The sequence below is a fragment of the Streptomyces sp. NPDC006602 genome, from assembly GCF_042870385.1.
Lineage (GTDB): Bacteria > Actinomycetota > Actinomycetes > Streptomycetales > Streptomycetaceae > Streptomyces.
Genome location: NZ_JBIAHG010000019.1, coordinates 59607 through 85180, shown reverse-complemented (window position 1 = coordinate 85180; position 25574 = coordinate 59607). Strand labels below are relative to the sequence as shown.

19 protein-coding genes are annotated in these 25574 nt (G+C 70.1%); 12 read left to right on the top strand and 7 right to left on the bottom strand.

What is annotated here, in order from left to right; genetic code table 11:
* Positions 1-36 precede the first annotated feature (36 nt).
* The 3 genes from ACFYO2_RS34170 to ACFYO2_RS34160 are packed head-to-tail and all read right to left on the bottom strand — an operon-like array spanning position 37 to position 5257.
* Entirely contained in the window at positions 37-3099 is a 3063-nt protein-coding gene (locus ACFYO2_RS34170; protein ID WP_388356889.1) for an alpha-mannosidase, read from the bottom strand.
* A gap of 56 nt (positions 3100-3155) precedes the next feature.
* Positions 3156-4493, bottom strand: a complete 1338-nt coding sequence (locus tag ACFYO2_RS34165) for a 6-phospho-beta-glucosidase (protein WP_388356886.1) — start codon at positions 4491-4493, stop codon at positions 3156-3158.
* Entirely contained in the window at positions 4490-5257 is a 768-nt protein-coding gene (locus ACFYO2_RS34160; protein WP_388357040.1) for a DeoR/GlpR family DNA-binding transcription regulator, read from the bottom strand. The genes ACFYO2_RS34165 and ACFYO2_RS34160 overlap by 4 nt, the downstream gene beginning before the upstream one ends.
* A 139-nt stretch (positions 5258-5396) precedes the next feature.
* Between ACFYO2_RS34160 and ACFYO2_RS34155 the strand changes: the two genes are divergently transcribed.
* The 8 genes from ACFYO2_RS34155 (at position 5397) to ACFYO2_RS34120 (ending at position 17113) form a co-directional block, all read left to right on the top strand.
* A complete protein-coding gene (locus ACFYO2_RS34155) occupies positions 5397-6452 on the top strand; it encodes a carbohydrate kinase family protein (RefSeq protein WP_388356883.1) in 1056 nt (351 codons plus the stop codon).
* 55 nt (positions 6453-6507) lie between these two features.
* Positions 6508-7794, top strand: a complete 1287-nt coding sequence (locus ACFYO2_RS34150; protein WP_388356880.1) for an ABC transporter substrate-binding protein — start codon at positions 6508-6510, stop codon at positions 7792-7794.
* Entirely contained in the window at positions 7794-8756 is a 963-nt protein-coding gene (locus tag ACFYO2_RS34145) for a carbohydrate ABC transporter permease (protein WP_388356877.1), read from the top strand. The genes ACFYO2_RS34150 and ACFYO2_RS34145 overlap by 1 nt, the downstream gene beginning before the upstream one ends.
* Before the next feature lie 15 nt (positions 8757-8771).
* Positions 8772-9635, top strand: coding sequence for a carbohydrate ABC transporter permease (locus tag ACFYO2_RS34140; RefSeq protein WP_388356874.1), 864 nt, complete (start codon positions 8772-8774; stop codon positions 9633-9635).
* Positions 9635-12601 (top strand): glycoside hydrolase family 2 TIM barrel-domain containing protein, encoded by a 2967-nt coding sequence (locus tag ACFYO2_RS34135; protein WP_388356871.1) that lies wholly within the window; start codon positions 9635-9637, stop codon positions 12599-12601. The genes ACFYO2_RS34140 and ACFYO2_RS34135 overlap by 1 nt, the downstream gene beginning before the upstream one ends.
* 54 nt (positions 12602-12655) lie before the next feature.
* The gene (locus tag ACFYO2_RS34130; RefSeq protein ID WP_388356868.1) at positions 12656-14500 is read left to right on the top strand and encodes a LamG-like jellyroll fold domain-containing protein; all 1845 of its coding nucleotides are present in this window, start codon (positions 12656-12658) and stop codon (positions 14498-14500) included.
* Between the two features lie 97 nt (positions 14501-14597).
* Positions 14598-16265: a PHP domain-containing protein gene (locus ACFYO2_RS34125; protein ID WP_388356866.1), complete on the top strand. Its 1668-nt coding sequence runs from the start codon at positions 14598-14600 to the stop codon at positions 16263-16265.
* Positions 16265-17113: a hypothetical protein gene (locus ACFYO2_RS34120; RefSeq protein ID WP_388356863.1), complete on the top strand. Its 849-nt coding sequence runs from the start codon at positions 16265-16267 to the stop codon at positions 17111-17113. The genes ACFYO2_RS34125 and ACFYO2_RS34120 overlap by 1 nt, the downstream gene beginning before the upstream one ends.
* 22 nt (positions 17114-17135) lie before the next feature.
* On the opposite strand, the gene ACFYO2_RS34115 is transcribed toward ACFYO2_RS34120, so the two are convergent.
* The 4 genes from ACFYO2_RS34115 to ACFYO2_RS34100 form a co-directional block, all read right to left on the bottom strand.
* The gene (locus ACFYO2_RS34115) at positions 17136-17591 is read right to left on the bottom strand and encodes a MaoC family dehydratase (protein WP_388356860.1); all 456 of its coding nucleotides are present in this window, start codon (positions 17589-17591) and stop codon (positions 17136-17138) included.
* A gap of 63 nt (positions 17592-17654) precedes the next feature.
* A complete protein-coding gene (locus ACFYO2_RS34110; RefSeq protein ID WP_388356857.1) occupies positions 17655-19160 on the bottom strand; it encodes a long-chain fatty acid--CoA ligase in 1506 nt (501 codons plus the stop codon).
* A 10-nt stretch (positions 19161-19170) separates the two neighbouring features.
* The gene (locus tag ACFYO2_RS34105) at positions 19171-20055 is read right to left on the bottom strand and encodes an amidohydrolase family protein (RefSeq protein ID WP_388356855.1); all 885 of its coding nucleotides are present in this window, start codon (positions 20053-20055) and stop codon (positions 19171-19173) included.
* A gap of 2 nt (positions 20056-20057) precedes the next feature.
* On the bottom strand, positions 20058-20975 hold the full coding sequence (locus tag ACFYO2_RS34100) for an SDR family NAD(P)-dependent oxidoreductase (protein WP_388356852.1): 918 nt from the start codon (positions 20973-20975) through the stop codon (positions 20058-20060).
* Between the two features lie 276 nt (positions 20976-21251).
* Between ACFYO2_RS34100 and ACFYO2_RS34095 the strand changes: the two genes are divergently transcribed.
* From ACFYO2_RS34095 to ACFYO2_RS34080, 4 genes are all read left to right on the top strand, one after another.
* Complete coding sequence (locus ACFYO2_RS34095) at positions 21252-21677, top strand: MarR family winged helix-turn-helix transcriptional regulator (protein ID WP_388356849.1); 426 nt, start codon at positions 21252-21254, stop codon at positions 21675-21677.
* A 112-nt stretch (positions 21678-21789) separates the two neighbouring features.
* The gene (locus ACFYO2_RS34090; RefSeq protein ID WP_388356846.1) at positions 21790-23148 is read left to right on the top strand and encodes an MFS transporter; all 1359 of its coding nucleotides are present in this window, start codon (positions 21790-21792) and stop codon (positions 23146-23148) included.
* Positions 23145-24545 carry an alpha/beta hydrolase family protein gene (locus tag ACFYO2_RS34085; protein ID WP_388356843.1) on the top strand — a complete coding sequence of 467 codons (1401 nt, stop codon included), beginning with the start codon at positions 23145-23147 and terminating at the stop codon, positions 24543-24545. The genes ACFYO2_RS34090 and ACFYO2_RS34085 overlap by 4 nt, the downstream gene beginning before the upstream one ends.
* Positions 24542-25300, top strand: coding sequence for an IclR family transcriptional regulator (locus ACFYO2_RS34080; protein WP_388356840.1), 759 nt, complete (start codon positions 24542-24544; stop codon positions 25298-25300). The genes ACFYO2_RS34085 and ACFYO2_RS34080 overlap by 4 nt, the downstream gene beginning before the upstream one ends.
* Positions 25301-25574: the final 274 nt, after the last annotated feature.

Sequence of the window (25574 nt, the reverse complement as noted above, 5' to 3'; positions counted from 1 at the left end):
GAGCGTGCCCGCCCCGGGGGCCGGTGTCTACCGGCTCTACCGGCTCCTGGCGCCGCGCTGCAGGCGGAGCGTCAGGACCTGGAAGGGGCGCAGCGAGACTACGACCGCTCCGTCGCCGTCGATCTCCGCGGCCTCGTCGGGCAGGGGCCGCTCCAGCAGGTCGGTGACCTGGGCGCCGGCGAGCGGGAATCCGGTGCGCAGGACGCCCTGGGCGCGGCCGCCGCGCGACTCGTACAACCGCACGACCACGTCGCCGGACTCGTCGTCGGCGAGCTTGACCGCCTCGATGGTCACGCCCTCGCCGTCCACGGACACCACCGGCTGCGGGGCGCCTGCCGCGTCGGCCACGCGCAGCGGCAGGTTGAGGGCGTAGCCCTCGGCGACCGCGTCGCCGATCGTGGCGCCCGGGAGCAGGGAGTACCTGAACCGGTGCAGGCCCTGGTCGGCCTCGGGGTCCGGGATGCGCGGGGCGCGCACGAGGCTGAGGGCGACCGTGGTCGTCGTTCCGCCGTCCTCGCGGACCGTGCGGGAGACGTCGTGTCCGTACGTCGAGTCGTTGATGACCGCGACGCCGTAGCCGGGTTCGCCGATGTGCACCCAGCGGTGGCCGGAGACCTCGAAGCGGGCCGCCTCCCAGCTGGTGTTGGTGTGGGTGGGCCGCTGGACGTGGCCGAACTGGATCTCCGCGGAGGAGTGCGCCGCCCGGACGTCCACCGGGAAACCCGCCTTGAGGATCTTCTCGGTCTCGTGCCAGTCGATCTCGGTCTCGAAGTCGATGCGGGGGCTGTCGGCGCGGACGGTGATGGTCTGCGTGAGCGTCGAGCCCTTGCCGAAGGACCGGGTGACGCGGATCGCGCCGAGCAGGGGGTCGGCCGAGACGAGTTCGACGGAGTCGGGGGACAGGAGATCGGTGTAGCGGTTCTTGTAGTGCTTGTCGATGTCCCATGCGTCCCAGTAGTTCGGGAGGTCGGTGTGCAGGCGGAGCAGGTTGCCCTTGTCGGCGAGCACTTCACGGTTCGACCGTAGATCGCATACAGAAGCCAGTGTGCCGTCTTCCGCAACCTGTACACGCACCAGACCGTTGTCGAGGACCAGCCCTTCCGCCTTCACCGGCTGACCGGGCCTGGCGTCGGACAGGGGCGCGCTGCCGCTCGCGGGCACCTCCACGTACACCGGTGTGCCGTCGGCCGTGCGGAGGACCTCCGCGCGGTCGCAGGGGCTGGTGTTGAACACGCGGGTGCCGCCGGCGCCCAGCGCCGCGACCGCCTCCGCCGTCAGCGTCTCCAGCTCCTCGGCCACCCGCGCGTATTCGGCCTCCGCCTCCCGGTGCACCCACGCGATCGACGAGCCGGGCAGGATGTCGTGGAACTGGTGCAGGAGGACCGTCTTCCACAGCCGGTCGAGCTTGTCGTACGGGTACGCGTAGCCCGGCGCGTGCAGCGCGGCCGTCGTCGCCCACAGCTCGGCCTCGCGGAGCTTGTGTTCGCTGCGGCGGTTGCCCTGCTTGGTGCGGGCCTGGGAGGTGTAGGTGGCGCGGTGCAGCTCCAGGTAGAGCTCGCCGTTCCAGACCGGGGCCTCCTGGTACTCCTCGCGGGCCTTGGCGAAGAAGGCGTCGGGGTGCTCGATGACGACCTTGGGCGAGCCCTCCAGGTCGGCGAGCCTGCGCGCCCGTTCCATGATCTCGCGGGTGGGGCCGCCACCGCCGTCGCCCCAGCCGAACGGCGCGAGGGAGCGCGAACCGCCGCCCTTCTCACGGTAGTTGCGCACCGCGCGGTCCATCTCCTCGCCGCTGAAGCGGGCGTTGTAGGTGTCGACCGGCGGGAAGTGGGTGAAGACGCGGGTGCCGTCGATGCCCTCCCACCAGAAGGTGTGGTGGGGGAACTTGTTGGTCTGGTTCCAGGAGATCTTCTGAGTGAGGAACCACTCGTTGCCGGCGAGCTTGGCGAGCTGCGGGTAGGCGGCGGTGTAGCCGAAGGAGTCCGGCAGCCACACGCCCTTGGTCTCGACGCCGAAGTGCTCGATGAAGAACCGCTTGCCGTGGATGAGCTGGCGGGCGATGGCCTCGCCGCCGGGCAGGTTGCCGTCGGCCTCGACCCACATGCCGCCGACCGGGGCCCACTGACCCTTCTTCACCGAGTCCTGGATGCGGGCCCACACGTGCGGGTAGTTGTCGCGCACCCACTCGTACTGCTGGGCCTGCGAGCAGGCGAAGATGAAGTCCTCGTACTCGTCGGCCAGGGACGTCACGTTGGAGAAGGTGCGGGACGTCTTGCGCTTGGTCTCGCGGATCGGCCACAGCCAGGCGGAGTCGATGTGGGCGTGGCCGACGCCGGAGATCGTGTGGGCGCTGGCGTGGGCGGGCCTGGCCAGGACGGGCGCGAGCACCTCGCGGACGGCGGTGGCGCTGCCGGAGACGTCGTCCAGGTCGAGGGTGTCCATGGCCCGGTCCAGGGCGTGCATGATCTCGTGCCGGCGCGGTTCGTGCTCGGGGAGGTGGACCATCAGCTCGGTCAGCACCTGGAGGTCCAGGTCGAGGTGCCAGACCTCCTCGTCGAGGACGGCGAGGTCGGCGCGCTGGAAGGTGTACAGCGGCTTGTCGCCCGCCGTCAGGACGTCGCCGAGCGGGGTCGGGGCCGAGAAGTTGTTGGCGAGAATGTCGGGATTGGAGGCCGCTTCGACCAGGTAGTCGATCACCTCGCCGCCCGTCGCGGGGTTGGCGATCGGCACGTACTGGTTGAGCGGATTGACCGCCTTCAGCGGCGTTCCGTCCGTGAGGTGGACCAGCGCCTCGGCCTGGTTGCCGGGCCAGTCCCCCACGAAGCCGAGGTCGATGACCGCCTCGACGCGCTTTCCGGCCCACTCGTCCGGGACCTGCCCGCTCATCCGGAACCAGGTGGTGCCCCAGGGCGGACCCCAGGGGGTGTCCATCGCGAAGGGCTCATAGGGCGCGGCGGCGGCCTCCGCGAAGGGGACCGGCTCCCCCGGCGCCTGCCAGGCCTCGACCTCGAAGGGGACGGCGGCCGCGTAGATCGCGGGCTTGATGCGCTGGGTGTGGACGCGCTCGACGCGCTCCTCGATCCGGCGGCGTTCGTCGTGCATGAGGATCTCCAGGAAACCGGGAAGCCAGCAAGGGGGAAAGCGCTTGCTAAACGCGCTTAGTCAAGGTACGCCAGGCCAGGATGGACCGCTGTGTAGCCCTCGACCAGCTTGCGGGCCACGTTGACCGAGTCGACCAGCGGGTGCAGCGCGAAGGCCTTCACAGCCGTCGCCCGGGAGCCGGACTCGGCGGCGGCCAGCACCTCGCGCTCGACGGCCTTCACCGAGCAGACCAGGCCGGTGGCGTGGTCGGGCAGCGGGGCGACGGCGACCGGGTGCGCCCCGTTGGCGTCGACCAGGCAGGGCACCTCGATGACGGCGTCCGCGTCGAGGACGGAGAGAGTGCCTTGGTTGCGCACGTTGAGGATCAGGGTCGTGCGCTCGTCGCGGGCGATGGCCCGCATCAGGGCGAGGGCCACCTTCTCGTAGCCGCCGGACAGGTCGTCGGCGTCGCGCTCGCCGGCGCCGGCCGTCTCCCGGTTCTCGGACATGTAGGTGGCCTCGCGCTCGGCGCGGGTGCGGTCCCACACGGTCAGGGCCGCCGCCTCGGGGCGCTTCATCTCCTCGTAGAAGCGGGCCTGCTGGTCGGCGAGGAAGGCGCCGCGGGTCTTCTCGGCCTGCTGGTAGGAGCGGACGGCTTCCCGGTTGAAGTAGTAGTAGTGCAGGTACTCGTTGGGGATCGCGCCCAGGGACTGCAGCCAGTCGACGCCGAAGAGCTTGCCCTCCTCGAAGGAGCCGAGCAGGTCGGGGTCGGCGAGCAGGCGCGGGAGTTCGTCGCGGCCGGCGACGCGCAGGCCGCGGACCCAGCCGAGGTGATTGAGGCCGACGTAGTCGATCCAGGCCTCGCGGGGGTTCGCGCCGAGGACGCGGGCGATACGGCGGCCGAGGCCGACCGGCGAGTCGCAGATGCCGATGACGCGGTCGCCGAGGTGGCGGGACATGGCCTCGGTGACCAGTCCCGCCGGGTTGGTGAAGTTGATGACCCAGGCGTCGGGGGCGAGGCGGGCCACGCGTCGCGCGATGTCGACGGCGACGGGGACCGTCCGCAGACCGTAGGCGATGCCGCCCGCGCCGACCGTCTCCTGCCCGAGGACGCCCTCGGCCAGCGCGACCCGCTCGTCGTCGGCCCGGCCCTCCAGGCCACCGACCCGGATCGCGGAGAAGATGAAGTCGGCGCCGCGCAGGGCCTCGTCGAGGTCGGTGGTGGCGGTCACCTTGGGCGCGTCGGGAACGGCGGCGGCCTGCTCATCCAGTACACGGGCGACTGCATACAGTCGACTGTCGTCCAGATCATGCAGAACGACTTCCGTGACCCGGCCCTCGGCGCGGTCCGTGAGCAGCGCCCCGTACACGAGCGGCACACGGAATCCGCCGCCGCCCAGAATCGTCAGCTTCACGCTGATCCTGCCTTTCCTGCCAGGAACACGTCGACGCCGGCCTCCTCCAGGGAGGACCGCGTCGCCGCGTTCACCGGCGCGTTCGTCACCACCGCGTCCAGGTCCTCGGGACCGCAGACCTGCGCCATGCCGGTACCCGGGAACTTCGCCGAGTCGGCGAGCAGGACGATCTTGTCACTGGCCTTGATCATGGCCCGTTTCACCGGCACCTCGACGACCGTCGTGTCCATCACCTGCCCACCGGGGCGCACTCCACTGGTGCCGAGGAAGAGCCAGTCGGCGTGCAGCTGGCGCAGGTTGTCCTCGGTGAGGAAGCCGACCAGGGAGCGGTACTCGCGGCGGACCATGCCGCCGAGCAGCACCAGTTCGATGCCCTCGTCGTCGGCGAGCTCCTCGTAGACCACGAGGTTGCTGGTGATCACGGTGAGGCGGCGGCCGTGCAGCTGGCGGGCCAGGCGGTAGGCGGTGGTGCCGATGTCGAGCAGCACCGACTGACCGTCGGCGACCATGGCGGCGGCGTGCGCGGCTATGGCGTCCTTCTCGGCCACGCGCACCTCGGCGACCTCGGCGAAGGGCTGGTCGCCCTCGTCGGCCACGGCGCCGCCGTGCACCCGCGTCAACAGTCCGTCCTCCTCGAGTTTGACCAGGTCGCGCCGGACCGTGGCGGGGCTCACGCCCAGCTGCTCGGAGAGATCGGTCACGGCCGCGGGCCCGCCGGAGCGAAGGACCCGCAGGATGAGTTGATGTCGTCGTTCTGCCAGCACGACGTGAACACTACTCGTCATCTTCAATCATTTCTATGCTCAGTTCTGCTGAGGTCTTGACCAATGTCGCCGATCGGCGCACGATTCCGGTCACGAAATGAAGAGTTTTGACGAGCTCTCCCGACGAGAGGAAGTGCGCGTGGACGACGACCGGCCCGACGTGCTGCTGACCGGGCTGCTCTTCTACGACCTCGTCCTCACGGGTCTGGGCAGGCCGCCGACGCCGGGCGAGGAGATCTGGACGGACGGCATGGGCTGCGGTCCGGGCGGCATCGCCAACCTGGCCGTCGCCGCCGCCCGTTTCGGCCTGAAGACGTCCCTGGCCACGGTCTTCGGCGACGACTTCTACGGCGCGTACTGCCAGGAGGTCCTCGCCGGCCAGGAAGGCGTCGACCTCTCCCACTCCCGCGTCGCGGACGGCTGGCACACCCCGGTCACCGTCGCGCTCGCCCTCCCCCACCCACGGCTTCGCTCGAGCGGGGGGACCCCCACCCACGACCGGGCCCTCGTCACCCACGGCCAGGAGCCGCCCTACTCGCAGGACGCCCTGATGGGCGACCCGCCCGAGGCACGCACGGCCCTCGTGCACCTCGAGGCCGAACCGCGCGCCTGGCTCGCCAAGGCCGCCGCGAACGGCACACAGATCTACGCCGACGTCGGCTGGGACCCCACCCAGGAGTGGTCCACCGACCTCCTCGACCAGCTCTCCTTGTGCCACGCCTTCCTCCCCAACGAGACCGAGGCGATGGCCTACACCCGCACCGACAGCGCGGTCGCGGCCCTCGGCACGCTCTCCGAGCTGGTTCCGGTGGCCGTGGTGACACGCGGCGGCGACGGCGCCGTCGCCGTGGACCAGACCACCGGCGAGTACGTGGAGGTTCCCGCCCTCGACATCGACGTCCTGGACGCGACGGGCGCCGGAGACGTCTTCGGCGCCGGCTTCGTCGCGGCCTCGCTCGGCGGCTGGCCGCTGGAGGAACGGCTCCGGTTCGCCGTACTGGCCGCGGGATTGTCCGTACGGCATCACGGCGGCGCGCTGGCGGCGCCGGGCTGGTACGGCATCGACCGCTGGTGGCGCTCGCTGACCGATCCCGAGCTGAAGCGGGCGTACGGGTTCCTGGCCGAGCGGCTGCCGCAGAACCCCGGCCCTCCGGTGCGCTACGCCCCCGTCACCCCGCCCGCACGGCAGTACTGACCTCGTCCCCCCACCTGAGCGAAGTCCCGAACAGATCCGAAAGGCGGTGGGAGCTGTGCGGCTCTCACGAAGAGGGCTCCTGCGCGCGGGCCTGGCCGGCACGGCCACCACCGCGCTGGGCGGCCTGGCGTCCGGCTGTGCCGTTCCGACCGGCTCGACCGGCCGGAACATGGTCCTGTGGTACTGGGACGGCGGCCTCGGCGACACGGTCATCGGCAAGGCCAGGGCCCGCTACGACAGCACGGTCGACCTCAAGGCCGTCAAGATCGGCGGCTACTACCGGTCCAAGCTGATCACCACGCTGGCCGGACGCGCCCACGTCCCCGACATCGCCGGCCTCAAGGGCGAGGACATGGCGTCCTACCTGCCCAACGCGGACCAGTTCGTGGACCTGCGGACCCTGGGCGCGGAGAAGTACAAGAGCCAGTACCTGTCCTGGAAGTGGGACCAGGGCATCGCCGACGACGGCTCGATGGTGGGCTTCCCCATCGACTGCGGGCCGGTCGCGCACTTCTACCAGTACGAGGTCTTCCGCAAGGCGGGACTGCCGTACGAGCCCGCCGACGTGTCCCGGGAGCTCAACACCTGGGAGAATTTCTTCGCGGCGGGCGAGCAGCTCCGGAAGCGGATTCCGGGGGCCTCCCTGCTCACCGACGTCAACAGCGTCTTCGAGAACGTGGTGCAGCAGGGCAGCAAGCGGTACGTCGACAAGGACCGAAACTTCATCGGCGACCAGGAGCATGTGCGGGCGGCCTGGGCGCTGGCCGTGGAGGCCAAGCGGCGCAGAATCGTCTCCAACCTGGTCACCGGCACCCCGGACCAGATCTCGGCGGTGGATTCGGGCAAGCTGCCCAGCCAGCTCGGCGCCTCCTGGGCGACGTACGACATCAAGAACGGCAACCCGAAGACCAAGGGCAGATGGCGGATCGCCGACATGCCGGTGCGGCCCTCCAACAACGGCGGCTCCTTCCTGTCGGTCACCAAGGCGTGCCGGGACCCCGAGCAGGCCTTCGAGATCATCGCGTGGATGCTCGACGCGGCCAACCAGGCCTCGGGCTACGTCGACGCGGGCCTCTTCCCCTCGACCCCTGCCTCCTACGGCCTGAAGCAACTGCGTGAACCCGACCCCTTCTTCGGCGGCCAGGTGACGACGGACGTCTTCGGGCCCGCCGCGCAGAAGATCGTCGTCGCCTACAACAGCCCGTTCGACGTGGCGCTCGGGCAGCCCATCAAGGACGAGATCAAGAACGTCGGCGTCCTCGGCAAGGACCCGAAGAAGGCCTGGAGTGACGCCATGAGCAAGTGCCGGCGGATCGCGCAGCACCTGGGGGTGAGCTACTGATGGCCACCGTCCCCGCGCTGGAGAAGCCGCCCGTGGTCCTGGCGGACGTACCCGCCGTGCGGCCGAAGAACGGGTGGCGCAAGTACTGGCACCTGTACGCCGCGATCTCCCCGTTCTATCTGTTGTTCCTCGCCTTCGGTCTGATCCCCGTCGGCTTCTCCCTCTACCTCTCCTTCCACCGCTGGGACGGCCTCGGCTCGATGGAGTGGGCGGGCCTGTCGCAGTACCGGTACCTGGTGAGCGACAGCGACTTCTGGAGCTCGATCGGCAACACGATCATCATCTGGGCGCTGGCCACCTTCCCCATGATCTTCCTGGCGATGGTCACGGCCGTGATGCTCAACGCGGCGGTCCGCTTCAAGAACGTCTACCGGTTCGCCTACTTCCTGCCGAACGTCACCTCGGTGGTGGCGATCGCGATCGTCTTCGGCTCGGTGTTCTCCACCAACTTCGGCCTGGTGAACGCCTTGTTGCGGGCCGTCGGCCTGGACCAGGTGGCCTGGCTGAACACGCCGTGGGGCATCAAGGTCGCCATCGCGACACTGATGACCTGGCAGTGGGTCGGCTACAACGCGATCATCTTCCTCGCGGGACTGCAGACCGTCCCGGGCGAGTTGTACGAGGCGGCACGCATGGACGGCGCCGGGCCCGTGCAGACCTTCTTCCGGATCACGCTGCCCCTGTTGCGGCCGACCCTGCTGTTCGTGCTCGTGGTCTCCACGGTCACCGGCCTGCAGAGCTTCACCGAGGCGCAGGTCCTGCTGCAGAACACCTCGAACGACTCGACGTTCTCCGGCGGTCCGGACCACGCCGGCCGGACGATGGTCCTCTACTTCTTCCAGCAGACCTTCGACAACAACGACTTCGGCTACGGCGCCGCCGTGGCGTGGGGCATCTTCCTCGTCGTCGTCATCTTCTCGATCATCAACTGGCGCCTGGTGCAGCGCCGGGACGAAGACTAGGGAGGCTCGAACACCATGGCATCCATCCAGGGCACAAGGCGCCCCAAGGGCATCCAGGGTGTCCGGCGCCGGGGCATCGCGCTGCACGCGGTCCTCGTCATCGGGCTGCTGCTGTCGGCCTTCCCGTTCTACTGGGCCATCATCATGTCGACGCACACGTCGACCGAGATCTTCTCCTACCCACCGAAGCTGCTGCCCGGCTCGCACTTCCCGCAGAACGTGCGCAGTCTCTTCGACAACATCGATTTCTTCGGCTCGATGTTCAACTCGCTGCTGGTGGCGTGTTCGGTGACCTTCCTGGTCCTGTTCTTCGACTCGCTGGCCGCGTTCGTCTTCGCCAAGTTCGACTTCCCGGCCCGCAGACTGCTGTTCGTCGTGCTGATGGCGATCTTCATGGTGCCGACGCAGATGGCGATCATCCCGCAGTTCGTGATCATGGCGAAGATCGGCTGGATCGGCTCGATGACGGCGCTGATCGTGCCGGCGGCGGCGAACGCGTTCGGCATCTTCTGGATGCGGCAGTACATGCAGAGCGCGATCCACGACGAACTGCTGGACGCCTCGAAGATCGACGGGGCGAACTTCCTGCGCCAGTACTGGCACGTCGCCCTCCCGGTCGTCCGCCCGGGGCTCGCCTTCCTCGGCATCTTCACCTTCATGGCCCAGTGGAACGACTACGCCTGGCCGCTGATCGCCCTTACGAATCCGGACAACGTCACTCTCCAGGTCGCGCTGTCCCAGCTCAACGGCGTCCATGGCACCACCGACTACGGCATGGTGATGACCGGCGCGCTGCTCGCCCTGATCCCGCTGCTGATCGTGTTCGCGATCGGCGCCAAGCAGATCATCGGCGACCTCGGCAAGGGGGCCATCCGCTGATGGATCCCTTGCTGGCGCTCCGCCCGTGGGAGGCACCCGAGGTGACCTCCTGGCGACGGCTGCCGATGAACGCCGTCGATCGCCGCGCCGGGGCGCTGAAGCTGGACGGTGACTGGCGCTTCCAGCTGCTGCCGGCGCCGGACGCGCCGCTCTCGGACGTGTGGTCGTCGGCGTACGTCCCCGGTGTCTGGACCATGCAGGACACCGACGACCTTCCGCAGTACACCAACGTCCGTATGCCATATACAGAATTCCCTCCGCTGTCGCCCGCCGACAATCCGACGGGTGTGTACGAGCGTGCGGTGGACGTGCCCGCCGAGTGGACGGGGCGGCGGATCGTGCTCCAGGTCGGGGCCGCCGAGAGCGTGCTCCTCGTGCACGTGGACGGGCGGCCCGTCGGCATCTCCAAGGACTCCCATCTGGCCGCCGAGTTCGACCTGACGGAGGTGGTGCGCTCCGGCGAGCGGGCCGTCGTACGGCTGACGGTCGTGAAGTGGTCGGACGCCTCGCACATCGAGGACCAGGACCAGTGGTGGCACGGGGGTATCACCCGGTCGGTGCTGCTGTACGCGACGGATCCGCTGCACCTCGCCGACGTGACCGTGCGGGCGGGACGGTACGGCGACCTGCGGGTCGACTGCCGGGTGCGGGACGCGGGCGGTGCGCTGCCCGAGAGGTGGTACGTCAGCGGGGAACTCGACGGTCACCTGCTCACGCAGGACACCGGGTTCGACCGGGACGACGTCGACGACGACCGCGTCTCCGAATTCCTCGGCGAGGCACGGCTGCTGACCACCGTCCCGGACGTGCGAACCTGGAACGCCGAGACACCCGAGCTGTACGACCTGACCGTGCGCCTGCACCGCGCCGACGGCACCGTCGCCGACGCCTCGCACCAGCGCGTCGGCTTCCGGGCGGTCGAGATCGTCGGGCGGGACCTGCTGGTCAACGGCGAGCGGGTGTTCGTCCGGGGCATCAACCGGCACGACTTCCATCCGCTGACCGGGCGGACGGTGTCGTACGACGACATGCGCGCGGACCTGGTCGTGCTGAAGCGTTTCGGCTTCAATGCGATCCGTACCTCGCACTACCCGGGCGACCCCGCGCTGTACGACCTCGCCGACGAGCTCGGTTTCTACGTCGTGGACGAGGCGGACATCGAGTCCCACGACCACGCCCACGAGATCGCCGACGACCCGCGCTATCTGAACGCCTTCGTGGACCGGGTGTCCCGCATGGTCCTGCGGGACAAGAACCATCCCTCGGTCATCATCTGGTCGCTGGGCAACGAAGCCGACTACGGCGCGAACCACGACGCGGCAGCGGGCTGGTTGCGCCGGCACGATCCGACGCGCCCCCTCCAGTACGAGGGCGCCGCCAAGCTCGGCTGGGCCGCCCCGGAGCTCGCCTCCGACATCGCCTGCCCGATGTACGCGGCCCTGGAGGACTGCGTGGCGCACGCGCTGTCCGGAGAGCAGACCAAGCCGCTCATCCAGTGCGAGTACTCCCATGCGATGGGCAACAGCAACGGCACGCTCGCGGACCACTGGGCGGCAATCGAGTCCACCCCGGGTCTTCAGGGCGGCTTCATCTGGGAGTTCTGGGACCACGGCATCCTTCAGCGTGTGAACGACGGAAGACCGGTCGGGCGAGGGGGCGCCGGACTCTATGACAACGGTGTCACCTCGCCCGGCCACCGCTGGGCGTACGGCGGCGACTTCGGGGAGCGGATCCACGACGGCGCGTTCATCGCGGACGGCGTGGTCTTCCCGGACCGCACTCCCAAGCCCGTGATGTACGAGCACCGGGAGATCGCGGCGCCGGTACGGCTGGAGTGCTTCCGGCACGAGGGCATCGTCATCGGCAACCATCAGCACTTCCGCGGCCTGGACTGGTTGTCGGCCGAGTGGGAGTTGGCGTTGGCGGACGGCGGCGCTCTCCCGGTCTCCGGCCGGGGGGACCCCCATCTCGCCACGCTCACCGCGCCCGCCGAACTCCCCGAGCTGCGCCCCGGTGAGACGGCGGCGGTGCCGCTGCCGTTCGAGCTGCCCGAGGACGGCGGCGAGGCGTGGCTGACGCTGCGGGTGACGACCGCCGGCGACGAGCCGTGGGCGCCGCGCGGAACGGTGGTGTGTCTGCCGCAGGTGCGGCTGCGCACGGCTGAGCCGAAGCGGTCCGCCCCGGCCGTGCAGAACCGTTCCGTCGAGGTCGACGTCGACGGGGACGGGCTGCTGGTGCATCCGCTGCTCGCCTCCGCACCCGTTCTCTCGCTGTGGCGGGCGCCCACCGACAACGACGAGCTGGGCGGAATGGCGCTGCGCTGGCGGGCCTGGGGCCTGGACACACTGGTGCGCAAGGTCGTCGACATACGCCGGGCGGCGGGGCAGGTCACCGTGCACGCCGAGCACGCGACGGAGGCGGGCGTCGTGAGCCATGTGCAGGTGTTCACGCCGGTCGAGGGCGGCATCCGCGTCGAGGAGCGGGCCGAACTGCCGGAGGGGCTCGCCGATGTGGCGCGGGTCGGCTCCGTGTTCGAGACGGTCGCCGGCCTCGACCTCATGGAGTGGTACGGGCAGGGCCCCTGGGAGTCGTATCCGGACCGCGCCTTCGGCGCGCCCGTGGCCCATCACTCCGTACCCGTGGACGAGTTGTTCACCCCGTATCTGCGTCCGCAGGAGAGCGGCGGGCGGCACGGCGTACGGCGGTTCACGCTGTCGGCGCCGGACGCCACCGGTCTCACGGTCGCGCTGGACGAGCCGCGGCAGGTGTCCGTGACCCGTTACCGCGCCGAGGACCTGACCGCCGTGACCCATCACGACGAGCTCGTCCCGCGGGCGGGCTGCGTGGTCCATCTCGACGCGGCCCACCGCGGCCTGGGCACCGCCTCGTGCGGGCCCGACACCTCACCGTCGTATCTCGTCCCACCGGGCGTCCACCGCTGGAGTTGGACCCTGCGCGCTCTCTGAACCCAACCCCCCACGCCTTCTCTGTCACCTTTTACGCAGTGTTACGGAGCACACGTGTGCGTTTCGCATGAGCACAACCGGGGCGAGGCCGCGCAGGCCGGTGCCGGAAGACGCGGATTCCTGCGGGCGACGGCGCTGCTGGGGGCCGCCGCGACGGCCTCTCTCGCGCTGCCGACGGCCGCCCAAGCAGCAGCCACTACGGCGAGTTGGCGGCCCGACCCCGACAGCCGCCGCTTCACTCTCGCCGTCATGCCCGACACGCAGTACCTCTTCGACGGGCCCAGCATCGACCAGGCGCCGTTCGAGGCGTCCCTGCGCTACCTCCTGGAGCACGGCGAGGCAGCGAACATCGTCTTCCTGTCCCACCTCGGCGACCTCACGGAGAACGGCGCCCAGGCCGAAGTCACCGCGATCAGCGAGGCGTTCGGGCTGCTGGACCAGCGCGGCGTCGGCTACAGCGTGCTGGCCGGCAACCACGACGTGAAGTCGTCGACCGACGACCAGCGCGGCTCGACACCGTATCTGGACGCCTTCGGGCCGCAGCGGTTCCAGGGCAGACCGACGTTCGGCGGTGCCTCCCCGGACGGCTACAACACCTTCCACCTCTTCAAGGCGGCCGGCCGGGAGTGGATGGTGCTCGCGCTGGACTGGCGGCTGTCGGCGAAGGGGTACGCCTGGGCCGAGGAGGTCATCGCCCGGCACCCGAAGACGCCGGTGATCCTCACGACGCACGAGCTGGTCGTCGAGGACGACACGCTCTCCTCCTACGGGCAGCAGCTGTGGGACCAGCTGATCGCGGACCACGACCAGATCTTCCTCACCCTCAATGGGCACTACTGGCCCGCCGGCCGCGCGATCCGCGAGAACGCGGCCGGACATGAGGTCCACTTGCATCTGACGAACTATCAGAACCGCTACTTCGGCGGAGCGGCGATGATCCGCCTCTACCACTTCGACCTGGACCGGAACGTCATCGACGTGGAGACGGTCTCCCCGTGGATCCTCGGCCGGGCCGCACAGGGCCTCAACGAACTGGAGCGGCAGGAGATCGAACTGAGCGGCGACGCCGACCGGTTCTCCGTCGACATCGACTTCGCGGACCGCTTCTCCGGCTTCGCCCCGGTGCCCCCGCGCCCGGCACGCCCCGCGTCGAAGATGCTGGTCCCCGGCACGGCCGCCTACTGGCGCTTCGACGGGCAGGACGACAAAACGACCGTGACCGGCACGGTCCGCGACCTCTCCGGGCGCGGCAACGACCTCACCCTCGTCACCGTCGGCGGCTCCAAGCTCACCTGGTCCTCGGACCACCACCCGGACCAACCCGGCCACGGCAGCCTGGAGTTCCACGGCTTCAAGTCACCGCTGAAGGGCGCCTACCTGCGCACGGTCGACGGCGCGCCCCTCAACTCGGCGACCTTCAAGTCCGGTTACACCATCGAGGCCTTCTACCGCCTCCCCGCCGACTGGGACCCCTCCCACAACGCCTGGGGCGGGCTCGTCAGCCGCACCGGCACCGGCGGCGCCGCGGGCAAGACCGAGGACGACCCGGACGAGCCGCTGGCCACGCTCTCCCTGTCGGACGGACCCGGCCCGCAGTGGGCGGTCCGCCCGCTCAACCAGCAGGGCATCGCCACCAACTGGGGCGACGAGACGGCCCGCGAGGCGTGGTGGCACGTCGCCGTCGTCAACGACGGCTCCCACACGACGATGTACGTCCAGGGCTGCCCCGTCGCCCGCAACCCCACCGCGCCCGCCGTCGGGCTCACCTCGGTCGGGCTGCCGTGGCTGCTGGGCGGTTACGAATACGGCGGCACCATCGATCAGATCCTCTACGGCCGGCTCGGCGACGTCCGGATCGTCGAGCGGGCGCTGCCGGTCACGGCGTTCATGAACCACTGAACCACCTCAAGCATCCTCAAACTCCCCCGCACCTGATCAAACCCTCCCCACCCCCATGCTCGACGCTTATCCGACTCCCCGAGAGAGAGATCACCCCATGTCCGAGCAACAGCTGCCCAGTTGGGCGGATCCGTCCGTCTCCCCCGCCGCCCTCGACCCACAGGGACTGTCCCGACGTCAGCTCATGTGCCGCGCCGGCCTGTTCGGCGCCGCCTTCGCGCTCGGCTCGACGGCCGTCCCCGCGGCGGCCTCGGAGCAGCGCTACGGCGGCGAGGACCCCCGCCTCGCCTACCTCGTCGGCGACCACCACGTCCACTCCGTCTACAGCCACGACGCGAAGTACACGTTCAATCAACTCGCCCAGGGAGCCGCCAAGTACGGCCTCGACTGGATGGTGTTCAACGAGCACTCCAACTTCGGGCACGCCCAGTACGGGGCGAAGCTGGAGCACGAGGAGATCCTGAAGGCGCGTGCCCACAACCCGCGCCAGCTGATCTTCCAGGGCCTGGAGTGGTACATCCCGGGCGCCGAGCACTGCACGATCTTCGGGGCGCCGGGCCCTCACGAGGTCGACCTGCTCACCCAGTTCGAGCTCGCCTACGACGGCAAGCTGCTCAACTACACGGCCGGCGGCCCCACCGACCCGGACACTCCGCGCAACGAGGCGCACGCCGTCAAGGCCATCAAGTGGCTCGCCGAACAGCGCCGCACCGGGTACGTCGACGACGTGCTGGTCTTCGCCAACCACCCTATGCGCCTGGGCATCGACTCCCCGCACGAGTTGCGGGGCTGGCGGGACGCGGCCCCCGAGATCATGATCGGCATGGAGGGAGCGCCCGGTGCGCAGGGCGGCGGCATCCCGGGCTGGGTCGGCTCGGGCCAGCAGCGCGGCGAGTACGTCAACAAGCCGTCCGCGAACTCCTGGCCCGGCTATCCGGAGAACGCGTACGTCCTGTACGGCGGCTTCGACTGGATGACGGCGACGGTCGGCGGCATGTGGGACGCGATGCTCGCCGAGGGCAAGCCCTTCACGATCACCACCAACTCCGATGTGCACCGGGTCGTCTTCGACACCTGGAAGAACGGCGACTGGGCGCCGGGGCAGAACTTCGACAACACCGGGCACATCCCCGACCCCGTGAACACCGACACCGAGCAGCCGGGCGGCGACTTCTGGCCCGGCCAGTTCAGCCGCACCCACGTGGGCGTGACCCGCTACGGCTACCGCGCGGTGATGTCCGGCCTGCGCGCGGGCCGGGTCTGGCTCGACCACGGGCATCTGTTGGACGGCCTCGACGTACGGCTGAAGCGGACCCACGACCTCGGCCAGGGCGTCACCCTGGGCGGCCGGCTGCGTGTCCGCAAGGGCGACACGCTCACCCTCGACGTCACCGTGACGACGGCCTCGCGGCCCAACCCCCAGGGAATCCTGCCCGAGTTGGCGCACGTGGACGTGATCCGGGGCGCGGTGCGCGGCCCGGTGACCGACCGGGACACCTGGCAGGCGCCCGACACCAAGGTCGTCCGGACTACGGACGTCTCCGGCCGTACGGGGACGTACACCCTGCGTATCCCGGTGACCGCGGGCGACGAGTCCTTCTACGTCCGGCTGCGCGGCAGCGACGGCAACCGCAACGGCACGGGTTATCTGGGCGCCGCCATCGACCCGCACGGTCCGATTCCCCACGTGCCCGGAGACGGTGACCCGTGGGCCGATACGTGGTTCTATTCCAATCCCATCTTCGTCGACGTGGCTGGTGCCTGATGAAGCGTCAACTGTTCGCCCTCTTCTCCTTATTAGGTGCCTTCACGCTCGGTGCGGGCACGGCGCAGGCCGCCGGTGACCCGCACTGGACGGAGACCGGCACGGCGTACACCGACACCCTCGGGGGCGGGCAGGGGCTCGCCACCCGGGCGGACGGCTCGCTGCTGTACCGGGGACTGGCCTCCATCCCACTCGACCTGCGGATCAAGGGCTGGAACCACATCGGCGACCCGGACATCGCGCGCGGCCATACCTTCGACGCCTACCAGGGCCCGGACACGGCCACGTCGAAGATGTTCGCCGTCACCACACCGGCCGGGAAGCGCTACGAGTACGTCCATCAGCTCAACCCGGGCGAGAAGCTGAACAACTCCTTCGCCGCCGTCTCGCCCGACGGGCAGTGGCTGGTGTCGGGCGAGTGGGGCGGGCAGACCAGACTCCAGGTCTTCCCCGCCCCGCTGCTCAACCCGGCCACTCCCCCGACGGGCGGCGACCTGAAGGAGGCCTGGCAGATCACACTCGACAAGCCGGTGCGCGACATCCAGGGCTGCGACTTCGTGAACGACACCCGGCTGGTGTGCGCCTCGAACGACGCAACCGGCACGCTGTTCCCCGAGATCCGGCCGCTCCTCCAGGTCGACCTGCCGCGGGCGCTGGACGGGCGGCCGGTCACCGGCTCGGTGACGAGCCTGTTCGCACTGCCGCAGCGCAGTGTGTGCACGGGCACGTTCGAGGCGGAGGGCGTCGACTACTTCGCCGGCAGCGGCACCCTGCGGGTGGAGATGATCCCGCCGGGTGTGTGCGCGGTGGCGACGGCCGTCTACTCGTACCAGCAGGTCACGGGCTGATGACCGGAGGAACGGTGAATTCTCAGGCGTAGAACCGCGACAGGCTCTGCAGCACCGCCGCAGGCTTGGCCCCGCCCTCCATCTCGATCGTCCCGTCCACGGTGATCTGCACACCGCCCGGCACGTCCTCGACCTCCGCCAGCTTCCCCACCAGCCGGATGCGTGAGCCCACCTTCACCGGGGAGGGGAAACGCACCTTGTTCAGGCCGTAGTTGACCTTCGTGGCCACGCCCTGGACGTCCAACAGCTCGGTGAACAGGGGGATGAAGAGGGAGAGGGTGAGATAGCCGTGCGCGATGGGGGCGCCGAAGGGACCCGCCGCGGCCTTCTCAGGGTCGACGTGGATCCACTGGTGGTCGCCGGTCGCGTCGGCGAAGGTGTTGATGCGCTCCTGCGTGACCTCGATCCACTCGCTCGTGCCGAGGTCGCTGCCGGCGAGCTTCTTCAGTTCGTCGAGGCCGTTGACGGTGATGCCCATGTGGCTTTCCTTAACTGGGAGAACGAGAGAACGGGGAGAACGGGGGGACTGGCAGTCGGAAGCTCAGGAGTGGGTGCCGAACTGCTTGCGCACCCGGGACTTGAGGAGCTTGCCGGAGGCGGTGCGCGGGAGTTCGTCCGCGACGACGACCGACTTCGGGATCTTGTACTTGGCGAGCCGGCCGGCGAGTGAGGCCAGTACCTCGTCGGGGTCCGGCGAGGCGCCCTCGCGCGGCACGACGACCGCCCGCGGCACCTCGCCCCACTTGTCGTCGGGCACGCCGATGACCGCGCACTCGACGATGTCCGGGTGGGCGAGAAGCAGGTCTTCGATCTCGGCCGGGTAGATGTTCTCGCCGCCCGAGATGATCATGTCCTTGATGCGGTCGACGATGAAGACGTAGCCGTCCTCGTCGACGCGGGCGGCGTCCCCGCTGCGGAACCAGCCGTCCGCGAAGGAGGCGGCCGTCTCCTCGGGCAGCCCCCAGTAGCCGGACATGACGTGCGGACCGCGGACCACGACCTCGCCGGTCTCGCCGATGTCGACGGGGACCAGGTCCGGCCGTACCACCCGTACGTCGCTGAAGAAGTGCGGCACGCCCGCCGAACCCGCCTTGCCGATCGCGTGTTCGGCGTCGAGGAACAGTGTCCCGGGGGCCGCCTCCGTCATGCCGTAGCCCTGTAGGAAGGTCAGGCCCCGCTCCTGGTAGGCGGCGATGAGCGGCGACGGCACCGGGGAGCCGCCGCAGGTGAGGATCCGCAGGGAGGACAGGTCGGCGTCCTTCCAGCGGGGGTGCCGGGCGATCTGGTCGAACATCGTCGGCACACCGAACATGAAGGTGATCCGGTGCCGTTCGACCAGGTCGAAGGTGGCGTCCGGCTCGAAGGCCTCGACCAGAACGCAGGTGCCGCCCTTGAGGAGGACCGGGAGGGTGAGCATGTTCAGGCCGGCCGTGTGGAACAACGGGGCGGAGACCAGGGCGCGTTCGTCGGTGATCAGGTCGGTGTCGACCAGAACGTTGATCGCGTTCCAGGTGAGGTTGCCGTGGGTGAGCATCGCGCCCTTGGGGCGGCCCGTGGTGCCCGAGGTGTACATGATGATGCAGGTGTCGTCGGCGGCGACGGGTTCGTCGATGGGGTCGGCGGCGGCCGCGGCCAGCGCTTCCTCGTATTCGGCGCCGACCTCCAGGTACGTCCGTACGTCCGTGCTGCCCGGCAGCCCGGCGACCAGCCCCTGGAACGACGGGCCGTAGACGAGCGCCTTGGCGCCCGAGTCGCCCAGTTGGTAGGCGATCTCCGGGCCGGCGAGGCGGGTGTTGAGGGGGACGAAGACCGCGCCGAGGGTGCCGGCGGCGAACAGGGTCTCCAGGTAGGAGGGGTGGTTGGGACCGAGGTAGGCGATGCGGTCGCCACGTCGGATGCCGCGGGCGCGCAGGGCGTGAGCCAGACGGGTGGTGCGTGTATGCAGTGTGCGGTAGTCCGTCGACTGCTCACCGTGGACCAGGGCGGTGCGGTGCGGGGTCTTGCGGGCCCGGCGTGCGGGCCACGACCCCAGTCCCTCGTTGCGCATGTCACACCCCTTACGGTTTGGTCAGCCCGAGCAGGCGGGCGGCGTTCTCCTTGAGGATCTTCGGCTTGACCTCGTCCTTGATCGAAAGCTTCGCGAAGTCGGCGAGCCAGCGGTCGGGAGTGAGAAGGGGGAAGTCGGAGCCGAAGAGCACCTTGTCCTTCAGAAGTGTGTTGGCGTACTGCACCAGCTGCGGCGGGAAGTACTTCGGCGACCAGCCGGACAGGTCGATGTGCACGCCCGGCTTGTGGGTGGCGACTGCGAGGGCCTCGTCCTGCCAGGGGAAGGACGGGTGCGCCAGGATGATCTTCAGGTGCGGGAAGTCGGCCGCCACGTCGTCCACGTGCAGCGGGTTCGAGTACTTGAGCCGGATCCCGCCCCCGCCGGGCACGCCCGCGCCGATGCCGGTCTGGCCGGTGTGGAAGAGGGCGATGGTGCCGGTCTCCTCGATCACCTCGTACAGGTCGTACGCCACCGAGCGGTCGTTGGGGAAGAAGCCCTGGACGCTGGGGTGGAACTTGAAGCCCTTCACCCCGTACTCCTCGACCAGGCGCCGGGCCTGCTTGACCCCCGCCTTTCCCCGGAAGGGGTCGATGGAGGCGAACGGGATGAGGACGTCGGCGTTGGCGGCGGCCGCCTCGGCGACCTCCTCGTTGGGGACGGGGGCCGTGCCGGTTGCGGACTCGGCGTCCACCGTGAAGATCACGGCGGCCATCTTCCGCTCCCGGTAGTAGGCGGCGGTCTCCTCCAGCGTGGGCTTCCGTTTGCCCTCGACCTTGAAGTAGGCGGAGGAGGCGTCGTGCAGGTCGTCGTCCAGGGAGGAGTGGCCCTTGGAGGACACCTCCGCGTGGGTGTGGACGTCGATCGCGACGAGATCCTCGACATTGAGGGTCGTCATGGTCAGGCCTCCGGGAACTTGGGGGCCGGGATGCCGACCGTCTGGAGCTCGGCGCCGACCGACGTGGGGAAGGCGTCGGCCAGGGTCTCGGGGGTCCAGCCGCCGTCGGCGTAGGCCGCGCTGATCTCCTGCGGATGCGACCAGAGTGCCACTTTGTCGCCGCCGATGCCGATGGCCTGGCCGGTGATGGAGCGGGCGGCCTCGGAGGCGAGGAAGGGGACGAGGGCCGCGCAGTCCTCGGGGGTGCCGAAGCCCTCGCCCTTGCGGAGGAAGTCCGGCAGCGGCTCGCCGTTCTTCATGGCCTCGATGTACGGGGCGAAGGCGGGGATCGTCTCGGTCATCGCGGTGGCGGCGACCGGCACGATCGCGTTGACGGTGATGCCGGCGCGGCCGAGCTCCATCGACCAGGTGCGGGCCATCGCGGCGATGCCGGCCTTGGCGGCGGCGTAGTTGGTCTGCCCGAAGTTGCCGCGCTGTCCGGCCGGGGAGCCGACCAGGATCAGGCTGCCACCCTCGCCCTGCTCGCGCATGCGCACGGCGGCGGCCCGGGCGCAGGTGAAGGTGCCCTTGAGGTGAGTGGTGATCACCGCGTCGAAGTCCTCGTCGGTCATCTTCCACAGCACCTTGTCGCGCAGGATGCCCGCGTTGGTGACCAGGATGTCGAGGCGCCCGAACTCCTCGACCGCGCGGCCGACGAGCCGGTCGGCGGCCTCGGACGTGCCGACCGGAACCACCTCGGCGACGGCGGTGCCGCCCGCCGCGGTGATGGACTTCACGGCCTGCTCGGCCACCGCCTCGTCGATGTCGTTGACGACCACGGAGGCGCCGTGGGCGGCCAGGGCGTGCGCGTAGGCGAGGCCGAGGCCTCGGCCGCTGCCGGTGACGACGGCGGCCTTGCCGGTGAGATCGATGCTGGGCACGGGCGGGTCCCTTCACAACGTGACACGGGTGATGCGGCCGCGGCTGTGCGGCTCTGGATCGAAGCTAAGAGCAATAATTGGTGACGTCAATAGTTGTTGCCACCCGTCCCGTACGTCAGACTGGACCCAGCACCGATCCGGAAACGACTCAGCCACTGCTCAGCACGCCGAACCGCCCCGCCCGGGGCCTCTCCCAGGGAGCCCGCCATCGCCCGCCAGCCACATGTCACCGACCACGCCGCAGGCCCCGCCCCGATCGACGCCGCCGAGCCGTGGATGCGCGGGCTGCACGCGGACACCGGCTATCTGCTGTACCGGCTGGGCCTGCGCTCCGGGCAGCTGTTCAACGGCTTCCTCCAGGAGTCCGGCCTGCGCCTGCGCCACTACGCGCTGCTCCGCCTCCTCGCCACCTCCGGGGGCGCCCTCCAGCGCGAACTGAGCACGACCCTCGGATACGACCCGAGCGCGATCGTCGGCCTGGTCGACGACCTGGAGAAACTGGGCTTCGCCGAGCGCCGCCCCTCCCCGGACGACCGCCGCAGCCGCATCGTCGTCCTCACCGAGGCGGGCCGCGGCTTCCTGCGCGACACCGACGAGGCCGGCCTGCGCGTGACCAACGAACTCCTCGGCCCGCTCGACGCGGCGGAGCGGGACACGCTGCACGCGATGCTGCTGCGGATCGCCGAGGACGGACTCAACTGAATGTTGTGCAACTGATTGACGGCCGCATGATTGATGCCTAACTTCACCGGGGCACACCGGTGAAGTCCCCCACCGGTGACACCCCCACGGCATCGGCATCAGGGAGCTCATCGTGCAGCCACCCCGCACGTCCGCACGTCAACCGTCCCCGGACCAGCGGCAGTTGCGCCGCGTCGCCCTGTCCGGCCTGCTCGGCACGGCAGTGGAGTTCTACGACTTCCTCGTCTACGGCACGGTCGCCGCACTGGTCTTCGGCGACCTGTTCTTCCCCGGCGCCGACCCCGCGGTCGGCACCATCGCGGCCTTCGGCACCTTCGCCGCGGGCTATGTGGCCCGCCCGCTCGGCGGCATCGTCTTCGGCCACTTCGGCGACCGCCTCGGCCGCAAGTCGATGATGCTGCTGACCATGGCCCTGATGGGCGCCGGCAGTTTCCTGATCGGTGTCCTGCCGACGTACGACACGATCGGCGTCTGGGCCCCCGTCCTCCTGGTCGCCCTGCGCGTCGTGCAGGGCCTCGCGATCGGCGGCGAGTGGGGCGGCGCGACCCTGATGGTCGTCGAACACGCCGAACGCGTCCAGGGCTCCCGGCGCGGCCTGTGGTCCAGCTTCACCCAGCTCGGCGCCCCGCTCGGCTCCGTGCTGTCGGCCGGCGTGGTCACGCTGGTCTCCGCCCTGCCCGACGACGACTTCCGCTCCTGGGGCTGGCGGGTGCCGTTCCTGCTGAGCATCCTGCTGCTGGCCGTCGGCATGTTCGTCCGCCTCAAGGTCGCGGAGAGCCCGCTGTTCGCCGAGGTGAAGCAGGAGCCGTCGGCGAAGCCCCCGGTCGTGGAGGTACTGCGGCGGCCGAAGCCGGTGCTGCTGGCCGCCAGTGTCGGCATCGGCGCGTTCACTGCCCAGTCCTTGCTGACCGGATTCATGATTTCGTATGCGGTCGACCACGGGTACAGCCGTCCGCAGGTGCTGACCGCCGTGACGGTCGCCTCCTGTGTCGCGCTGCTGGTGCTGCCCACCGCGTCCGCGCTGTCCGACCGGATCGGCCGCCGCCCGGTGGTCCTGGCCGGCGCCGTCGCCTCGGCCGCCCTCGCCTTCCCGGTGCTGGCCCTGGTCGACTCGGGCTCCCCCGGCCTGCTGATCCTCGCCCTCGTCCTCGGCCACGGCATCGCCCAGTCCACGATGTACGGCCCGCTCGGCGCCCTGCTCACCGAGATGTTCGGCACCCGCGTCCGCTACACCGGCGCCTCCCTCGGCTACCAGGCGGCCACCCTCGTCGGCGCCGGGTTCTCGCCACTGATCGCGAGCAGCCTCCTCGCCTCCAACGGCGGCGGCAGCACGCCCGTCTCGCTGCTGTTGTGCGGCGGCGCGGCGATCACCGCGCTCACCGTCTGGCGGATGCGCGAGACCCACACCGACACGCTCGACTCGTCCCCCACCCGCACCACCACCCCCACCCCGGAAAGGTCACCCCGATGAGGACACCCACCCGCGTCGCGTTACTGACCGTCGCCCTGTGCGCCACGACCTCACTGCCCGCACAGGCACAACCGGCACAGCAGGCCGCGACGGACGCCCACATCGAAGGCAAACTCCCTTCGGGTGCGGCCTACTTGATGGACGTACCGGCCGACTGGAACGGCACGGTCCTCCTCTTCAGCCACGGCTACCGCCCCGCCGGCCTGCCCAACCAGGCCCAGAACTCGCCCGATTCGGACTCCGGCGGGGCGACGACCGCCCGCCTCCTGGCCGAGGGCTACGCCCTCATCGGCTCCTCCTACGCGACGAACGGCTGGGCCGTCACCGACGCGGTGCCCGACCAGCTCGCCACGCTGGACCTGTTCACGCAGAAGTTCGGCCCGGCCCGGCGGACACTCGCCTGGGGCAGGTCGTACGGCGGCCTCGTGACGACGGCCCTGGCCGAGCGGCACGCCGACCGCTTCGACGGATCGCTGTCGATGTGCGGGCTCGTACAGGGCGGCGTCGCCAACTGGAACAGCACCCTGGATCCGGTGTTCGCGCTGAAGACCCTCCTCGCGCCGGACACCGACATCCCGCTCACCGACTTCGCCGACCAGGCGTCCGCGGTCGACGCGTCGAAGGCCCTCACCTCGAAGGTGGCCTCGGCCCAGCAGACGCCGGCGGGCCGCGCCCGGATCGCCCTGACCGCCGCCCTGCACAACATCCCCGGCTACAACGACCCCGCACAGACCAAGCCCGGCCCGTCCGACTGGGACGGGCAGCAGGCCAACCAGTACGCGGCCGTCACCGGTCTCCTGGGCCGCCCCGCCTTCTCCTGGCGGCAGGAGGCGGAGAGCCGCGCCGGCGGCAACCCGTCCTGGAACACCGGCGTCGACTACACCGCCCTGCTCGGGCGCTCCCCGCTGTACAAAGAGGTGACGGAGCTCTACAAGGAGGCAGGCGTGTCGCTGCGGGACGACCTCACGACCCTCGCCCGGTCGCCGCGTGTCTCCGCCGACCCCGCCGCCGTACGCTGGATGCGACACACCAGCACCTTCACGGGCCGCCTCACCGATCCCCAGCTGAACATCCACACCACCGGCGACGCGCTGATCCCCGTACAGTCCGAGAGCGCCTACCGGCGGGCCGCCACCGCCGCCGGCGCGGGCCCACTGCTCAGCCAGGCCTACGTCGACGGTCCCGGCCACTGCACCTTCACCACCGGCGAGATGGTCGGCGCCCTGCACACCCTGGAGCACCGACTGGACACCGGCCGCTGGGACACCTCGCCCGCCACCCTCAACTCCCGCGCGCAGCAGGAGGACCCGGCCACCCCGGGCCGCTACCTCGCGTACCGGCCGACCGCCTACCCCCGCCCCTACGACCTCGCCCACCCCGGAGACGCCCGGCCATGACCACCCGCTCCGCGCCCGACCGGCTGCTGTCCGTCCTCGCCGCGTTCGACCACGAACACCCGGCACTGGGCCTGACGGACATCAGCCGGCGGGCCGGGCTGACCCTGACCACGGCGCACCGGCTCGTCGGCGCGCTGACCGAGTGGGGCGCCCTGGAGCGCGACGAGTCCGGCACCTACCACGTCGGACTGCGCCTGTGGGAGGTCGCGGCGCTCGCACCCCGCGCCCTCGCACTGCGGCAGGTCGCCCTGCCCTACCTGGAGGACCTGTACGAGGCCACGCACGAGAACGTGCAGTTGGCGGTACGCGACGGCGCCGAGGTCGTCTACATCGAGTGGATCTCCGGCCGCTCGGCGGTCGGCGTCCACATCCGCGTCGGAGCCCGCTGGCCGCTGCACGTCACCGGCGTCGGACTCGCCCTGCTGGCGTACGGCGACCCGGACCTCCAGGAGGAGTACTGCGCCCGCCCGCTCGCCTCCTACACCCCGCACACGATCACCGACCCCAGCCGGCTGCGCCGCGTCCTGGCCGAGGTACGCCGCTCGGGCGTCGCGGTCAGCGACCGCCAGGTCACCGAGGACGCCCTCTCCGTGGCCGCCCCGGTACGCGGGCCGGACGGGACACTGGTCGCGGCCGTGTCGGTCGTCGTTCCCCAGGAGGGTGCTCAGGTACCGGCGCTGATCCCGGCGGTGCGGCTGGCCGCACGCGGGATCTCGCGGGCGTTGGGGTGGCAGCCGCAGAAGAGCCGAGCGTAGGCGGTCGACGGTATAAAGCAGACCGCGGGCATCAAGCCGACGGTATGCAGTAGCCCGCAGACATCGGGCCGACGGTCGGCAGTAGCCCGCAGACATCAGGCCGACGGTCGGCAGTAGCCCGCAGACATCAGGCCCACGGTCGCCAGTAGCCCGCAGCCCGGAAGACGAGCAGCCCGCCTTAGCACATTCATGTCTTCATCGGGTTAACTCACCTGGGCCATAAGCACTTTCGCTGTTACACCTCTTGACGACCGGAGTGGCCGGGAGCACATTG

Coding starts and splice junctions, on each gene's coding strand:
- ACFYO2_RS34170 (WP_388356889.1), bottom strand. CDS start 3,099: ATGCACGACGAACGCCGCCGGATCGAGGAGCGCGTCGAGCGCGTCCAC.
- ACFYO2_RS34145 (WP_388356877.1), top strand. CDS start 7,794: ATGGCCACCGTCCCCGCGCTGGAGAAGCCGCCCGTGGTCCTGGCGGAC.
- ACFYO2_RS34140 (WP_388356874.1), top strand. CDS start 8,772: ATGGCATCCATCCAGGGCACAAGGCGCCCCAAGGGCATCCAGGGTGTC.
- ACFYO2_RS34135 (WP_388356871.1), top strand. CDS start 9,635: ATGGATCCCTTGCTGGCGCTCCGCCCGTGGGAGGCACCCGAGGTGACC.
- ACFYO2_RS34125 (WP_388356866.1), top strand. CDS start 14,598: ATGTCCGAGCAACAGCTGCCCAGTTGGGCGGATCCGTCCGTCTCCCCC.
- ACFYO2_RS34120 (WP_388356863.1), top strand. CDS start 16,265: ATGAAGCGTCAACTGTTCGCCCTCTTCTCCTTATTAGGTGCCTTCACG.
- ACFYO2_RS34115 (WP_388356860.1), bottom strand. CDS start 17,591: ATGGGCATCACCGTCAACGGCCTCGACGAACTGAAGAAGCTCGCCGGC.
- ACFYO2_RS34110 (WP_388356857.1), bottom strand. CDS start 19,160: ATGCGCAACGAGGGACTGGGGTCGTGGCCCGCACGCCGGGCCCGCAAG.
- ACFYO2_RS34105 (WP_388356855.1), bottom strand. CDS start 20,055: ATGACGACCCTCAATGTCGAGGATCTCGTCGCGATCGACGTCCACACC.
- ACFYO2_RS34095 (WP_388356849.1), top strand. CDS start 21,252: ATGCGCGGGCTGCACGCGGACACCGGCTATCTGCTGTACCGGCTGGGC.
- ACFYO2_RS34085 (WP_388356843.1), top strand. CDS start 23,145: ATGAGGACACCCACCCGCGTCGCGTTACTGACCGTCGCCCTGTGCGCC.
- ACFYO2_RS34080 (WP_388356840.1), top strand. CDS start 24,542: ATGACCACCCGCTCCGCGCCCGACCGGCTGCTGTCCGTCCTCGCCGCG.